12 protein-coding genes, 1 tRNA gene and 1 pseudogene are annotated in these 15618 nt (G+C 72.0%); 7 read left to right on the forward strand and 7 right to left on the reverse strand.

Annotation, left to right across the window (positions count from 1 at the left end; translation table 11 throughout):
* Positions 1-2: 2 nt before the first annotated feature.
* On the reverse strand, positions 3-956 hold the full coding sequence (locus ACOOHC_RS04610) for a GDP-L-fucose synthase family protein (protein ID WP_420453856.1): 954 nt from the start codon (positions 954-956) through the stop codon (positions 3-5).
* Positions 957-1030: 74 nt separating this feature from the next.
* Complete coding sequence (locus ACOOHC_RS04615) at positions 1031-2014, reverse strand: PD-(D/E)XK nuclease family protein (protein ID WP_420452840.1); 984 nt, start codon at positions 2012-2014, stop codon at positions 1031-1033.
* A 143-nt stretch (positions 2015-2157) separates the two neighbouring features.
* Between ACOOHC_RS04615 and ACOOHC_RS04620 the strand changes: the two genes are divergently transcribed.
* Together ACOOHC_RS04620 and ACOOHC_RS04625 are read left to right on the forward strand one after the other, a co-directional pair.
* Complete coding sequence (locus ACOOHC_RS04620; RefSeq protein WP_420452841.1) at positions 2158-2817, forward strand: hypothetical protein; 660 nt, start codon at positions 2158-2160, stop codon at positions 2815-2817.
* A 61-nt stretch (positions 2818-2878) separates the two neighbouring features.
* On the forward strand, positions 2879-3229 hold the full coding sequence (locus tag ACOOHC_RS04625; RefSeq protein WP_420452842.1) for a hypothetical protein: 351 nt from the start codon (positions 2879-2881) through the stop codon (positions 3227-3229).
* 6 nt (positions 3230-3235) lie between these two features.
* On the opposite strand, the pseudogene ACOOHC_RS04630 reads toward ACOOHC_RS04625, so the two are convergent.
* From ACOOHC_RS04630 to ACOOHC_RS04645, 4 genes and pseudogenes are all read right to left on the reverse strand, one after another.
* Positions 3236-4245: pseudogene (locus tag ACOOHC_RS04630) on the reverse strand (phosphotransferase family protein).
* A 36-nt stretch (positions 4246-4281) separates the two neighbouring features.
* Positions 4282-5979 carry a class I adenylate-forming enzyme family protein gene (locus tag ACOOHC_RS04635; protein ID WP_420452843.1) on the reverse strand — a complete coding sequence of 566 codons (1698 nt, stop codon included), beginning with the start codon at positions 5977-5979 and terminating at the stop codon, positions 4282-4284.
* Positions 5980-6233: 254 nt separating this feature from the next.
* Positions 6234-7196, reverse strand: a complete 963-nt coding sequence (gene cbiB, locus ACOOHC_RS04640) for an adenosylcobinamide-phosphate synthase CbiB (RefSeq protein ID WP_420452844.1) — start codon at positions 7194-7196, stop codon at positions 6234-6236.
* Positions 7196-8068, reverse strand: coding sequence for an aminotransferase class I/II-fold pyridoxal phosphate-dependent enzyme (locus tag ACOOHC_RS04645; RefSeq protein ID WP_420452845.1), 873 nt, complete (start codon positions 8066-8068; stop codon positions 7196-7198). The genes cbiB and ACOOHC_RS04645 overlap by 1 nt, the downstream gene beginning before the upstream one ends.
* A gap of 284 nt (positions 8069-8352) precedes the next feature.
* Here ACOOHC_RS04645 and ACOOHC_RS04650 point away from each other — a divergent pair.
* The 3 genes from ACOOHC_RS04650 to ACOOHC_RS04660 all read left to right on the forward strand — a co-directional run bounded on the left by ACOOHC_RS04650 (position 8353) and on the right by ACOOHC_RS04660 (position 9951).
* Positions 8353-8438 (forward strand) — tRNA-Leu (locus tag ACOOHC_RS04650).
* A 239-nt stretch (positions 8439-8677) separates the two neighbouring features.
* Positions 8678-8926, forward strand: a complete 249-nt coding sequence (locus tag ACOOHC_RS04655) for a hypothetical protein (RefSeq protein WP_420452846.1) — start codon at positions 8678-8680, stop codon at positions 8924-8926.
* 470 nt (positions 8927-9396) lie between these two features.
* On the forward strand, positions 9397-9951 hold the full coding sequence (locus tag ACOOHC_RS04660; RefSeq protein ID WP_420452847.1) for an alpha/beta fold hydrolase: 555 nt from the start codon (positions 9397-9399) through the stop codon (positions 9949-9951).
* Positions 9952-10163: 212 nt separating this feature from the next.
* Here the strand turns inward: ACOOHC_RS04660 and ACOOHC_RS04665 are convergent, their stop codons facing one another.
* Complete coding sequence (locus ACOOHC_RS04665; RefSeq protein WP_420452848.1) at positions 10164-11030, reverse strand: MBL fold metallo-hydrolase; 867 nt, start codon at positions 11028-11030, stop codon at positions 10164-10166.
* Between the two features lie 1020 nt (positions 11031-12050).
* On the opposite strand from ACOOHC_RS04665, the gene ACOOHC_RS04670 reads away from it, so the two are divergent.
* Together ACOOHC_RS04670 and ACOOHC_RS04675 are read left to right on the forward strand one after the other, a co-directional pair.
* Positions 12051-14465, forward strand: a complete 2415-nt coding sequence (locus ACOOHC_RS04670; RefSeq protein ID WP_420452849.1) for a phosphoketolase — start codon at positions 12051-12053, stop codon at positions 14463-14465.
* Positions 14462-15610 (forward strand): acetate/propionate family kinase, encoded by a 1149-nt coding sequence (locus tag ACOOHC_RS04675; protein ID WP_420452850.1) that lies wholly within the window; start codon positions 14462-14464, stop codon positions 15608-15610. The genes ACOOHC_RS04670 and ACOOHC_RS04675 overlap by 4 nt, the downstream gene beginning before the upstream one ends.
* Positions 15611-15618 lie beyond the last annotated feature (8 nt).

Here is a 15618-nt window from a genome sequence, read left to right on the forward strand (position 1 = left end):
GGTCAGGCGCCGCGCAGCGCCGTCGAGGTCGCGACCTGGTCGAGGAACCAGTCGTAGGTCGACGCGATGCCGTCATCGAGGCCGATGGTCGCCTTCCACCCGAGGTCGTGGAGCTTCGACACGTCGAGCACCTTGCGCGGCATCCCGTCGGGCTTGGTGCTGTCGAAGACGAGCTCCGCGTCGGGGTGGACGATGTCGCGGATCCGCTCGGCGAGTCGGCGGATCGGCAGGTCCTCGCCGGTCCCGACGTTGACGTGGCCGGCCTCGCTGTAGGTGTCCATCAGGAACAGGCAGGCGTCCGCGAGGTCGTCGACGTGGAGGAACTCGCGCATCGCGGAGCCGGTCCCCCAGACGCCGACCTCGCGGTGCCCCTCGACCTTCGCGTCGTGGAACTTGCGCATCAGCGCGGGGAGCACGTGGCTGGAGGCGAGGTCGAAGTTGTCGTTGGGCCCGTACAGGTTGGTCGGCATCGCCGAGATGAAGTCGCTGCCGTACTGCTCGCGGTACGCCTCGCAGAGCTTGATCCCGGCGATCTTGGCGATCGCGTAGGCCTCGTTGGTCGGCTCGAGCGGCCCGTCGAGCAGCTCGGCCTCCGAGATCGGTTGGCGGGCGTGACGGGGGTAGATGCACGACGAGCCGAGGTACAGCAGCTTGGACACCTCGCTCTGGTGCGCTGCGTGGACCACCGTCCCGTGGATCATCATGTTGTCGTAGATGAACTCCGCGGGGCGGGTGCTGTTGGCCATGATGCCGCCGACGGTCCCGGCGACGAGGAACACGTGGTCGGGGCGGTTCGCCTCGAACCAGCGCGACACCTCGAGCTGGTTGCGCAGGTCGAGCTCGTCGCGCGTCGCGGTCACGACGTCGGTGAAGCCGTCACGGGCGAGGCGGCGCATGATCGCCGATCCGACGAGACCGCGGTGGCCGGCGACGAAAACCCGGGCATCTCGATCCAGCGCCATCTCCGAGACGCTACCGACTCCCCGGAGCCGGATCGTGACGCCCCGGGCTCGGTCGCGACCGCCCGGCGTCAGAGGTCGGCGTCGCGCGCCGCGAGGTGGGCGGTCCCCTCGGCGCACCCGGCGGCGATCGGGCACCACCGGCACCCCGCGCCGGGCCGTCGGACCGGGGTGCGGTGCTCGATCTCGAGCTCGACGAGCGCGTGGATCGCGTCGATCGTGCGGCGCAGCGCGGACTCCAGCATCCCCTCGGTGACGTCGTCGGCGTGGGCGTCGGCCGCGTCGAGGTAGAACGTCGCGACCTTGCGCGGCGGGACCTCGCGCACGAGCGTCTCGAGCAGGGCGTAGAAGGCGAGGTCCTGGCGATGGCGGGCGTTGGGTCGACCGGTCTTGAGGTCGATGATCACCTTGCGGCTCTGGCGGCCGCTCGGGCGACCGATCTGGAGGTCGACCTTGCCCGCCAGGGTGATCGACCCCGACACGGGCCATCGCAGCGACGCCTCGGTCACGGGCGCCCAGTTCCTGCGCAGGGGCGGGAAGCTCTCGAGGAACTGGGTGACGCGCACGGTCGTCCGGCTACGCACCTCGGCCTCGTCGGCGGGGGAGAGGGCCGCGACCCACTCGCTGATGCCCCTGGTGTCGGCCGCGAGCCGGGCGAGCGCCTCGTCGACCAGGTCGATCGGCGTCGGCCGACCGCGTCGGGTCGGCCACGACACGAGCAGCTCGATGGCCTTGTGCGCGATCGTCCCCGTGGCGTTGGCGGCGCTCCAGGCGAACTCGTCGGGTTGCAGGTGGTGCTCCTCGCAGTCGAGCACGGTCGCGATCCGGTGCTTCGACACCCACAGCTCGTCGTCGTCGCCGAGGCGCCTCGACACCTCGTCGACGCTGTCCCGGGCGGCGGCACGGATCTCGTCGACGAAGAGGGGGTCGAACTCCAGCGGCTCCCCCGATCGACGGAGCACGGCGAGGGTGCGCTGCTGGACCGGGGTGAGTTCCTCGGCGTCGGGGCCGCCCGCCGCGGGCGTCGTGATCGTCGTCGGATCCGCGTCGCCCACGGCGACCAACCTAGGGGTCGCGGACGGGGCGGGAACGGGGCAGAGGGACGACTCGCCGAAGCTGTCCGAGAGGTGGGGACGATCGCTACCGTCTCGGCGAGGATGTCCGTCCGAGCAGGTACCGCCGCGATCGGGCGAGCGTCGTGAGCCCGAGGACGTCGCTCAACGTCGTGCTCGCCGTGGTCGTCACCTGCCTGCTCGCCCTCCTCCTCGCGCTCAAGGGCCCGCCGGGCTCGTCGCCACCGACGACCACCACGACGACGACCACCACGACGACGACCACCACGACGACGACCACCACGACCACACCCCCCACCACGACGACGACCACGACCACGACCACGACGACCAGCACGACCTCGACGACGACCACCTCGACGACGGAGCCGCCGGTGTCGACGGCCGTTCCCGCGGAGCGGCCCTTCGTCGCCGTGCTGGTGGTCAACGGCACCCCCACCGGCCGGCAGCTCCGACCGTTGGTCGACCGGTTGCGCTTCGCCGGCTACGCCGACGTGCGCGGCGTCGTCGGGTCGACGGAGGTGCCCGAGACGACGCTGTACTACGTCGGGGACCGCCGTGGGGAGGCCGGTGTCGTCGCCGCCGACCTCGGCTTCGAACCGGGAGGGGTGAACATCGCGCCGATCGACGAGGCCCCGCCGGTGGCCGGTGTCGCGAACGCGACGGTGCTGGTCTACATCGGTCGCGACGGCGTCCCCGACCCGCCGGCCCCCCCACCCTCGAGCGACGGTCCCCCGGCGTCGGTGGTCGACGAGGGAGGTGCGGTCGCCACCTCGTCCCCGTGAGCTCGTCTCGCGAACGGCGGGGGAGGGAACCGCGTGGTACCCCCACGTCAAGGTGGACGTCATGGAGTTCGCCTCGACCGTCGAGTTCGCGCAGGCCGCCCGTGCGCTCGGTCGTGCGGCGGCCCGGCACCGCTTGATCGGGCCGAGCTACCGGTGCCCACCGCGGCTGGTCGGGGTCGACCGCACGATCCGTCGCCGAGGGCCGGCCGTGGGCGGCGCCCCCGTCGTCTCGGTCCGCGTGCGCGGCCGGCCGAGGGAGGCCGTGCTCGCCGACATGGTCGAGGGCGTAGTCGTGGCGAACGGGCTCGGCGCACCCGAGGCGGATCGTGTCCGCAACACCCTGTGGGAAGCGCTCGTCGCCCACCTGGTCCACGCCGACGAGGGGCCCCACCGCCACGCCGGCGCCGCCTGACCGGCGTCAGCGGATGCCGGCGGCGTCGAGGCCGGCGAGCATGCCGGTCTCGACGGCGTCCTCGAAGTGGGCGAAGCCGCCGGCCGGCGCCTCGAGCTGGCCGTGGAGGTAGCGGGTGTACACGCCGGCCACGATGCACGCCGATCGGAAGGCGTGGAACGCGGCCCAGTAGTCGAGATCCTCGGCCGGCCGGCCGGTCGCGGACGCGTAGCGCTCCACCAGCTCGTCGCGGTCGCGGAACCCGTCGGCCGCCGCCGCGACGACGCTGGCGCCGCTGGTCGCCGTGGTGTCCCACGAACGCAGCAGGTACGTCAGGTCGGCCCCGCGCGGCCCGAGCGTGCACAGCTCCCAGTCGAGGAGAGCGGCGACGGTGCCGTCCTCGTGGTGGATCGCGTTGCCGAGGCGGAAGTCGCCGTGCACGATCCCCGTCGCGCCCTCGGGCGGCTGCTCGGCGACGAGCCAGGCGTGCAGCTCGTCCATCCGTGCCATGGGGCGGGTGTCGGCGCCTTCCCACTGCCGGTGCCAGCGGCGGAGCTGGCGCCCGAGGTAGTCGTCACGCCGGGCGAGGTCGCCAGGCCGACGTCGTCGGGGTCGATCGCCTGCAGCGCCGCGAGCACGTCGATCATCGAGTCCCCCGCCCGGCGGCGGGCGGCGGGCGGGAGCTGCTCGGCGGCGGCCCGGTCGTGCAGGACCGCCCCGGGGACGAACGACATGACGTAGAACGGGGCGCCGGTCACGTCGGGGTCGGTGCACAGGCCGTGCACCGGGGCGACGGGCACGTCGGTGCCGGCGAGCGCCGAGATGACCGTGTGCTCGCGGGTCACGTCGTGGGCGCTGCTCAGGAGGTCACCGAGCGGTGGTCGACGCAGCACGAAGCGCTCGCCGCCCGGGTCGTCGACCAGGAAGGTGAGGCACGAGTGGCCGCCCTCGACGCGGGTCACGGCGAGCGGCCCGTCGACTCCGAGGTGGTCCGCGAACCACCGCTCGACGCCGGCCTGGTCGATCCCGATCACCACGCCGAGGACCGTAGGCGGCCGCCGACGGCGGATCCCTCAGCGGGGGAACGAGTCGCGCAGCTCGCGCTTGAGCACCTTGCCGGTGGCGTTGCGCGGCAGCTCGTCGGAGCGCACCCACCACGCCGAGGGGACCTTGAACGCCGCCAGGCGCGCCGCGGCGTGCTCGCGCAGCACGCCGGCGTCGACGGTCGAGCCGTCGCGCACGCGCACGGCGGCCCCCACCTCCTCGCCGAGCTGGTGGTGGGCCAGGCCGACGATCGCCACCTCGACGACGTCGGGGTGCTCGAAGAGCGCGCCCTCGACCTCGGCGGCGTACACGTTCTCGCCGCCCCGGATCACGACGTCCTTCAGGCGGTCGACGACGTGCAGCATCCCGTCGGCGTCCAGGCGCCCGACGTCGCCGGTGCGGAACCACCCCTCGGTGAAGGCCTCGGCGGTCGCCGCCGGGTCGTCGAGGTAGCCGCGCACGACCGTCGGGCCGGCCAGCCAGATCTCCCCGGGCTCGTCGGTCGCGGCGTCGTCGCCCGCCGCGGTGACGATCCGCACCTGGTTGACCGGAGCCAGGGGTCGACCGACGCTGTCGGGGTGCTCCAGGTAGTCGGCGCCGGAGTTGTAGACGACGGCCCCGGAGGTCTCGGTCAGCCCGTAGCCGTTCGCGGGCGCGACGCGGCGCGCGAACTGGTCGTCGATGCGGCGGACCAGCTCGGGCGGGACCAGCGTCGCGCCCGACGAGATGCCGGCGAGGGTGGTCAGGTCGACGCCTCGCGCGCTGGCCCGCTCGAGCAGCTCGAACGCGGTCGTCGGAACCCCGGAGAAGGCGGTGACGTCCTCGCGCTCGATCAGGTCGACCGCCAGGTCGGCGTCCCAGCGGTGCATGAGGACGAGCTTGCCGCCCGACATCGTGTACGGCAGCAGGTGCGATTGCAGGCCGGCGACGTGGAAGAGCGGGAACGTCAGCACCGTGGCCGGCGGCGGGGTGGCGGCGTCGGGTGGCGCTCCCGCGGCACGAGCGGCGGCGGCACGCAGGTGGGCGCCGCTCCAGAGGAACTGGGTGGCGTTGCGGTGCGTGCCGACGGCGCCCTTCGGTCGACCGGTGGTGCCCGAGGTGTACAGGACGGTCGCGTCGTCGTCGGGTGCCGGCGCGGGCCGCGGCGCCCGAGCGGCGCCCGATCCCTCGATCTCGGCGAGCGGGACGGCACCGGCGCGGCTCGAGTCGGTGCGCAGTCCGACGACACCGACCAGCGGCAGATCTTCGACGTGGTCGTGGATCCGCTCGAGGCGCTCCTGGTCGGCGAGGAGCACGCTCGCCGCGCTGTGGTCGAGCGCGTAGGCGAGCTCCGGGCCCGTCCACCACCCGTTGAGCGGGACGGCGACGGCACCGAGCCGGACGGTCGCCCAGTAGGCGAGCGCCCACTCGGGGAGGTTCCGGGCGGCGATGGCCACCCGGTCGTCGGATGCGACCCCGAAGCGCTCGTGCAGGCCCGCCGCGATGGCCTCGACCCGGGAGTGGGCGTCGGTGAAGGTGATGCGCTCGTCCTCAAAGACGAGGAAGGTCCGATCGGAGTGCTCCGCCGAGCGCTCCCAGACGTCGAGCAGCGTGCCGGGGGCCGAGGACCAGACGCGTGTGGGGATCCCTCTGATCGTCACCGTCTCGATCTCGAACTCCGGCCCGAGATCGGTCGTCGCGGGGCCGGGTGCCGGTGCTGCGCCGCTCGCTGGATGCGTCTCGCTCATCGTCGATCTCCTCGGGCTCGGCGGCCGCGTGCGAGCACGCCCCGCCCGATCGACCGTACCCGCGGCCCGCCGCCACCCTCCCAGCGGCGGTCGGTCGCGCCCCACCGTCCGCACGCGACGACGTCGATCCGTCGTCCTCCGTCCGTCGAGGCGGGGTGCGGCCCCGTCAGGCACCGCGGGCGTGAACCCCCCACCCTCGTGCGGCGCGTGCTCGATCCCGCCCGGGGCACCGGTGCCGCCATGTGCCCGTGAAGCTACTCACCGCCCGGGCGACGGCTCCCGATCGAGCGCATCGGCCTGCGCATCGCGGCACGGGCTGCGAGGGCTGCGACCGTCGCGGCGACCGTCAGCAGCACCGACGCCTCGCGGGTGAGCTCGACGGCTCGTCGGATGTCGGCGATCTGCGGCGGCGGGCCGTCTCCGAGCTCGCCCCGCACCTCGATCACGCCGTCGTAGTCGTTCGCCCCGCCCAGCGTCACCCCGAGCGACGCAGCGACCGCGGCTTCGATGCGGCCGCCGTTGGGCGACGGGTGCTCGCGGCCGTCTCGTCGGACCACGCGCACGATCTCGGGGGCGCGTCGCGGCGTGACCGCGGCGACCGCGACGGCGGTCAGGCGGGCGGGTGCCCAGTTCAGGGCGTCGTCGAAGCGGGCCGATGCCCACCCGAACCGTGCGTAGCGGGCGTCGCGGTGGCCGACCATCGCGTCCAGCGTGTTCACGACTCGGTGAACGCAGACCAGGGGCGCCCCGCCGACGACGGCCCAGAGCGCGGTGGCGGTGACGCCGTCGACGGTGTTCTCCGCGACCGACTCGACGACCGCTCGCGCGATCTCGTCCGACGTCAGACCGTCGGTCCGGCGGCCGACGAGGGAGCGCAGCCGCACCCGGGCGTCGTCGAGGTCGCCGGACTCGGCGGCCTCCGCGACGTCCATCGCGACATCACCCAGCATCTTCGAGCTGCTGGCGAGGGAGACCGCGATCGCGGTCGAGAGCCATCGCCCGCACGACCTCTGCAGCAGCGACCCCGCGGCGGCTGCTCCGACGACCGCCAGCGCGAGGTGGATCGTGCCGGCGCTTCGGCTGTCGCGATGAGTGCGCCGCTCGAGGCGTGACAACCCGTTCCCGACGTGCACCAGGGGATGGAGGACCCCCGGCGGCTCCCCGACCAACCGATCGACGATCTGGCCGACGGCGACGCCGACCGCTCGGTCGAGCATCACCCGATCCGACGGCATCGGTCGAACGCCGAGACGACGCGTTCGATGTCCGCGTCCCGCGGCAGCGCGACCCGTGCCGTGCGGGGCATCCCGAAGCTCGTGCAGTCGCGCACCGCGACGCCGAGGGGGGCGACGCGCGAGCGGAGGTCGACGACGTCGTGGACGAGCACCCAGTTCGCTTCGGTCTCGGTCACGTCGTAGCCGATCGTGCGGAGCGCGTGCGAGAACTCGCCGCGCACGGCGCGGATCGAGGACGCCCACGCACCCAGATCGGTGCGCTCGAGCAGATCGTCCACCAGCGCGAGGGCGAGACCGTTCACCGACCATCGGGGCCGACGGGCGCGCACGGCTCCTGCGCCGGCGGCGTCCGGCGCGATCACGAAACCGAGCCGGAGCCCTGCGCAGGCCCACAGCTTGGTGAGCGAGCCGAGCCGCCAGGCGCCCACGTCTCCCCGGGTCCAGGACCCGGTCGCCAGGGGGTAGAACGCCTCGTCCCACACCGCGGCCGTGTCCGAGGCGCTCGCCAACGTGCCGCAGGGGTTCGACGGATCGGACCGCCACCGACCGGTCCCGTCGACGACCGACTCGAGGTGGCGTCGGTACAGCGAGAACTCCGGCTCGACCACCTCGCCGGTCCCGACGACGCCGGCGACGAGCGCGATGGCTTCGGCGCCGCCGTTCGTCAGCACGAGGAGCGCCGGATCGACGCCGATGGCGGCGGCGAGCGCACGGGTGGCCCGTCCGTCGTCGGGGTACGGCACGAGCGCATCGAGGTGCCGTCCGGCGAGGCGGGTGACGTCGGGAGCGAACGGGTTCAGGCTGGCGCTCAGGTCGATCATCGTGGCCGGGTCGATGCCGAGCGACCGGGCCAACGCCGATGCGTCGCCGCCGTGCGGGGCCGGAACGGGCCGGGTCACGAACGCCCCACGGCGCCCTCGAGCACCGGCCCGAGGTCGGTGGCGACGAGCGCACGCCGCGACGCTGCACCGTCCGCCGGGTCGGTGTCGCTCATGGTCGTCCTCCTCCGGCTCGGCAGCCGCTGGCGAGCGCGGCCCGCCCGGCTGAACGTACACGCGGCCCGTCGCCCCGCTCCCAACGGCGCGGCCGTCGTCCGCCGTCGGCGACCAGCCGTCGATCCGTCGTACTGTGGTACCGAGCCCGGGTGGCGGAACTGGCAGACGCAGGGGGCTTAAACCCCCCTTCCACTCACGTGGAGTGCGGGTTCGAACCCCGCCCCGGGTACCTGCTTCGACGGGGAGGGCCCCGACGCCGTGAAGCTGCCCGCGACATCGAGCATCGGGTCGTGGGCCCGCAGACCGAGCGGGGCCCGTCGCCGTGGTCTGGGGAGCGGGGTCGGCGATGCGTGCTCGGCGGCGACCAGACCGTGGTGGTCGATCGTGCGCGGTGCATCCGTCGACCGGACGCTCGGTGTGCGCGGTTCGTCGATGAATGCTCATCCGTCGTCACGGGTAGTGGTCGTGATGACTGATGAGACGAGAAGCACGGCTGCCGATCACGTCGAGAACGAGGACGAGGCCGCCGAGAGGTTCCCGCATGGCGACGGACGGCCGCTGCGTGAGCAGATGCCGACGACCGACGCCGACGACATCCGCCGGTACACCGGCGAACCGGTCGAGACCGACGACGGTTGGGTCTTGCCCCAGCAGATGGCGACGGGCAAGGACAACGTGGTGGGTGGTGGCGAGTTCCCGGACGAGGAGGGCGCATGATCCTGACGGAGCGGAGGCGTCGTCGAGTGGGTGGACGGTTGGCGCCGGGTGAGGCGGGCTGGCCGACCGCAGACGACGGCGTCGAACACCGAGCGCCCGATGCGACGACGTGCGGATCGCCGAGACGTCGTGTCGTCGGCCGAGGTCTTCCGGTGGCGGTCGTCGCGTCCCTCGCACTGACGGTGCCGGGGTGCGCTTCGGACTCGACGGACCCCTCGCTCACGACGGTGCCGATGTCGCCGTCGTCGGTGCCCGACGGCCCCGCTCTGCCGGGAGTCGAGCCGGGAACGAACCTCGAGCTGATGGTGGATGACCCCCCGCAGAGCGACGAGGCCGATCCGAGCACCTCCCGAGTGGACCCCGGCAGCGATGGCTGACGAACCGAGCGCCGACGTGTCGCCGCTCGATCGCTCGGTCCCGGGGGTGTCGCACGGTGCCGGACTGGAGGGGTCGTGACGAATCGCGTCGCGATGCCCCACGTCGCGGGCGTTCGTCACGAGCGGGTCGATCTCGCGGACCTCACGGTCCACGTCGCTCATGCTGGCGACCCGGACGGTGAACCGATCGTGCTCGTTCACGGATGGCCGCAGAACTGGTACTGCTGGCGGCACGTGGTCGAACGACTGCGTGGGTTCCGCATCGTGATGCCCGACCTGCGCGGACACGGATGGACAGACGCACCGCGCCACGGCTACGAGAAGAGCCGACTGGCCGAGGATCTCCTCGCGACGATGGACGCCCTCGATCTCGACCGCGTCCTCCTGGTCGGTCACGACTGGGGCGCTTGGGTGGGATTCCTCGCTTGTCTCGAGACCCCGGAACGATTCGCCGGCTTCGTCCCGACAGGGATCATCCATCCTTTCCAGCGACCCACACCGTCGCGGTTGGCCCAGGCGTGGAGGGGCATCTACCAGATCGCGCTGAGCACGCCTGTCGTCGTTCCTCGAGCGCGAGATCCTGCACCTCGCGAGGCACCTCGACGAACGGCTCACGGTGCCCACCCGCTTGATCGTCGGAGACCGTGACCCCATCGCCAGCGCCGCGTTGCTCGATGGTTGGCAGGATCACGCAGACGACATGAGCCTCACCGTGTTGCCCGGCATCGGCCACTTCGTTCCCGAGGAAGCGCCCGACGACGTCGCCCGAGCGGTGAACGCACTCGTCGGGCGCTCCTGAGACGAACCGCTTCGGCGAATCGTCGACGGACGACCGCGCCGACGTCTGATTCGACACCGCGTCAGTCCGCGATGACGACATCCGGTTCCGGGCCGAACGGATGGGGCACCCCGCGTTCCATGACCGTCAGCCGGGACGTCGCGTCGACCTCCGCGAAGCGTTCGAGGAAGTCAGCGATCGGCGACCGGAACACCGTGTAGTCGTCGTAGTGGATCGGCAACACCTCGCGAGGTCGCGTCATCTCGACGAAGCGGATTCCCTGCTCGGCGTCCATGGTCAAGAGGACACCGGCGATGCGGGTGCCACCGAGGTGCAAGAGGCACGCGTCGACGTCCGGGTACCGGTCCACGACGTCGACGAGCCCCTCGAACATCAAGGTGTCGCCGGTGACGTAGGTGCGATGAGCGAGGCGGCCGTCGACGACGTAGTCGAGGATGGAACCCATCACCCCGGGGAGCGCCCAGCGCAGCGGCCCGGGCGCGTGTCGCCCAGGCATCGCCGTGACCCTCAGGTCGGTGCCACCCCGCCTGAACGTCACCGCCTGCCATGTGTCGAGCGCGATCACCTGCTCGAAGCGCTGCCGCCGGAGCTTGCGAGCGCTTCCGGGCTCGGTGACGATGCGCGTGGACTTGGCCAGACGTTCGACGACGACAGGATCGAAGTGGTCCCCGTGGTGGTGGGAGAGCACGACGAAGTCGAGCTCGGGGAGCTGGTCGAGCTCGACGGCCGGACTGGTCAGGCGTCGGCTCCTCAGGCCGTAGCCGAGCGGGGCGTGGTCACCGGCGTGGAGGAAGTTCGGGTCCGTGAGGAAGGTGAACGGACCGATCTCCACCAACACGGTGGCGGTGCCGATGAACGTGATTCGACCCCGCGGTGCGTCCCTGGCGCGGACTCCGAGGTCGATGACCAGCTCGCCAGGTCGCGTCATGGCCCTCCAGTACCCGAGATGGCCGTTCGGTACCGGAGGCGCATCGGGAGCACACGGCTCTGCCTCGCCGTTCGGTGACATCTGGTCTGGTGTGCCCTCGGCGGGCCCGCGAGGAGCTCGTTGCTGATGGCGTCCCCGTCGAGCTGACGTGTCGGGGGCTCGAGCGCGGAGTCCGCGACCCGTGCGTTCCTCAATCGCGGTGGACCGCCGTGATCCTGAGCCGTCCTCCGCCCTCGATCACGATGGAGGCCTCGAGGCCGTGGGCGACCGCACCGTCGGACGTCCGCTGGCGGCCGCCACCTCTCGCGATGCGTCCCGCCCTCCTGCACGTCCACCTCGCAGCGTGGTCACGCGCACGTCCACCTGACCCAGGCCACCCCGCGCCGCGGGCGCTTCGGGACCCACCGGCTCGGGCAGGATCGGGCCGACCCGGGTCGATGGCCCGTCGTGGCGGTCGAGCCACCGTGCGTCGAAGCGCAGCACCCGCAGGACGCGATCCACGACGTCACTCGTCGACACCACGCAGAGACCCCGTCGTGAGGCGCGATCCGCTCGGCCAGGCTCTCCACGAAGCGGACACCGGCGGCGGTGAACAAGGTGACCCGGCCCAGATCGATCTCCACGACGTCGCACCCGTCCACCAGATGGAGGCACGATGCCCTCACGAACGCCAACGACGCCGCATCGATCTCACCATCGAACGCGAGGGAGCAGCACCACGGCCCACCATCGAGCGGTACGGGACGGAACATCTCCACCCGCAACGGCGGCCGGCGGCCGGCCACGACCGCCCGATCATCGTTCGATCCATGACGCACTCGCACCCGGACACCTCCTCGGAAGGGCCACCGGGTTCACGGGTAGCTGAGACGCTGCCAGGCTCACGAGCAGCGAGACCCGACGCACTCGTCGGTTCGCCCGAGGACGCTAGCGGGAGTTTCGAAGAGAACGCGTCCGAACGGGTACGTGACCCCTCACTGATCGTCGCACCTCGCGGCGGTCCGGACGAGGGAGGCATCCATGACGCACCTCGAGGCACCCGACGGTCCTCGTGATCGGCTCGATCTGGACCGACTGGATCGGCACTGGCGCGCCGCGAACTACGTGTCCGTGGGCCAGATCTACCTGGTGGACAACCCGCTGCTCGAGGTGCCGTTGGCACCCGAGCACGTCAAGCGGCGCCTGCTCGGTCACTGGGGGACGACACCGGGTCTGAACTTCGTGCTGACCCATCTCCAGCGCGTGGTCGTCGAGCTCGACGTGGATCTGTTCCCCGTCATCGGCCCGGGTCACGGCGGCCCGGCGATGCTGGCGGCGACGTGGTTGGACGGTTCGTACTCGGAGCTGCACCCGCACGTCTCGCGTGACCGGGAGGGCCTCGGCCGACTGTTCCGGCAGTTCTCGTTCCCGCGTGGGGTGCCGAGCCACGTCTCGCCCCAGACACCGGGATCGATGCACGAGGGCGGTGAGCTGGGGTACTCGCTGGTGCACGCCGTCGGAGCTGCGTTCGACTCGCCGGAGCTGGTGGTGGCGTGCGTCGTGGGCGACGGCGAGGCCGAGACCGGGGCGCTGGCGGCGAGCTGGCAGAGCACCGCGTTCCTCGATCCGGTGCGCGACGGGGCGGTGCTGCCGATCCTGCACGCGAACGGTTGGAAGATCGCGAACCCGACCGTGCTCGGGCGTCGATCGGACTCCGAGCTGCGGGGCTACTTGCGGTCGATGGGGTGGGAGCCGTCGTTCGTGGAGGTCGGAGGCACGCACGATCCCGAAGCCGACGAGGCTCCGTGGGCCGCTCACCGGGCGATGGCATCGGCGCTCGACGAGGCGATGTCGAGGATCCGCCGAATCCAGCGCGACGCTCGCGACCGGGGAGCCGACGACGTGGAGCGGTGGCCGATGATCGTCCTGCGCAGCCCGAAGGGGTGGACGGGTCCGGCCGTCGTCGACGGCGACCGGGTCGAGGGGACGTGGCGTGCGCACCAGGTGCCCGTCGACGACGTGCGCGACGACGCCGACCACCTTGACATCGTGGAGACGTGGATGCGGTCGTACCGACCACACGAGCTCTTCGACGAGGCGGGCCGTCCCCGACCGGCGGTGGTCGACTGGCTGCCGGTGGGCGACCGGCGCTTCGGGGCCAATCCGCACCCCCACGGTGGCCGTCTGCTCCGCGACCTCGTGCTGCCCGACCCCTCCCGCCACGGTCCCCCGGTGTCCGAACCCGGTGCGACGTCGACGGGGCCCACGGCCCGTCTGGGCGAGTACCTGCGTGATGTGCTCGACCTGAACGCCACGGCGGCGAACTTCCGGCTGTTCGGGCCGGACGAGACGGCGTCCAACCGCCTCGACGCGGTGTACGAGGTGACCGGCACGACCTGGCAGCTCGACTCGGAACCGGCCGACGACGAGGAGCTGGCCATCGATCGGCGGGGGCGGGTGCTCGAGGTCTTGTCGGAGCACTTGTGCCAGGGCTGGCTGGAGGGCTACCTGCTGACCGGGCGGCACGGGCTGTTCTCGTGCTACGAGGCGTTCGTCCACATCGTCGACTCGATGTTCAACCAGCACGCCAAGTGGCTCGAGGCGCACACCGAGCTCGACTGGCGGCCGCCGATCGCGTCGCTCAACTACCTGCTGACGTCGCACGTCTGGCAGCAGGACCACAACGGGTTCTCCCACCAGGACCCCGGCTTCCTCGATGTCGTGTCGAACAAGTCGAGCCGGATCACGCGGATCTACCTGCCGCCCGACACCAACTCGCTGCTGCAGGTCGCCGATCACTGCCTGCGCACCCGCGACCGGATCAACGTCATCGTCGCCGGCAAGCAGCCGACCCCCGATTGGCTCACCCCCGACGAGGCCGCCGACCACCTCGAGCGGGGCGCGAGCACGTGGGGGTTCGCCAGCGACGAGCGAGAACCCGACGTGGTGCTCGGCTGCGCTGGGGACGTGCCGACGGTCGAGGCGTTGGCGGCCACCAGGATCCTGCGCGAGCAGCTGCCCGAGCTGGCCGTGCGCGTCGTCAACGTCGTGGACCTGATGGCCCTGCAACCCGACGACCGCCACCCCCACGGCATGAGCGACGACGCCTTCGACCGGCTGTTCACCGGCGACCGGCCCGTGATCTTCGCGTTCCACGGGTACCCCTGGCTCGTGCACCGACTCGTCTACCGACGTACGAACCACTCCGGATTCCACGTGCACGGCTACCAGGAGCGGGGTTCGACCACGACGCCGTTCGACATGCTCGTCCGCAACGACCTCGATCGGTTCCGGCTCGTCACCGACGTCGTCGACCGCGTCCCGGGGCTCGCGGCGACGGCGCCGGCGAAGGCGCTGCGCGACGAGATGGAGGACCGTCGACGAGCCCACGTCGAGCAGATCACCACCCACGGCACGGACCTCACGGAGATCCGCGACTGGACGTGGGTCCGATGAGCGTCCTCGTCGTCAACGCCGGGGGCGTGTCCCTCGAGCTCACGGTCGTCGACGAGGACCACGTCGTCGAGGACCGCTACGTCGAAGCCTGGGACGGGCACGACGCCGAACCGATCGCCGATCTGGCGAACCGGCACCGACACGAGCTCACGGCGATCGGACACCGCGTGGTCCACGGCGGTCACCGCTTCTCGGACCCCGTCGTCGTGGACGACGACGTCCTCGAAGCGCTCCTCGAGTTGGAGCCGCTCGCCCCGCTCCACCAGCGACGAGCGGTCGAGGCGATGCGCGTCGCCGGCGAGGTCGTCGAGGACCGCCCGCACGTCGCGTGCTTCGACACCGAGTTCCATCGCCACCTGCCCCCGGCTGCGACGACGTACCCGCTGCCCCGCACCTGGCGTGCGCGGTGGCCGATCCGTCGGTACGGCTTCCACGGCTCCTCGCACGCCCACGTCGCACGTCGCGCCCCCCGGCTCGCCGGAACCGGGCCCGGGGCACGCATCGTCAGCTGCCACCTCGGATCGGGTGCGTCGCTGTGCGCGATCGTCGACGGGCGCTCCGTCGACACCACGATGGGCTTCACCCCCTCCGAGGGCCTCGTCATGAACACACGCTCGGGCAGCGTCGACCCGGGACTGATCCTCTGGCTCGCGAGCCACGCCGGGGTCGGCATCGAGGAGATCGACCGCACGCTGCGCGAGGAGAGCGGACTGCGTGGCCTCGCAGGCGGCACCGGCGACATGCGCGACGTCCTCGAGCGCGCCCACGCCGGCGACGAGGACGCCTGCGTCGCGATCGACGTGTACATCCACCACCTCCGCAAGCACATCGGCGCCATGGCAGCCGTCCTCGGCGGGATCGACGTGCTGGCCTTCACCGGCGGCATCGGCCAGCACCTCCCGACGATCCGCGGACGCGCCGCCGCCGGCCTCGCGCACCTCGGCGTCGTCATCGATCCCGACCGCGATCTCGAGGCCGAGGACGACCGGGTGATCTCGACCCCCGACTCACCCGCGGCCGTGGTCGTCGTCGCGGGCGGCGAGCACCTCGTCATCGCTGCCGCCACTCGAGCGCTCACCCGAGGTGCACGTGCGGACTCGCCGGGTGGCGCGCCCGACTCCCGCCGAGCCGCGGACGAGCGCTAGAGGTTCGA

It is taken from the genome of Ilumatobacter sp., assembly GCF_965215205.1.
Taxonomy (GTDB): domain Bacteria; phylum Actinomycetota; class Acidimicrobiia; order Acidimicrobiales; family Ilumatobacteraceae; genus Ilumatobacter_A.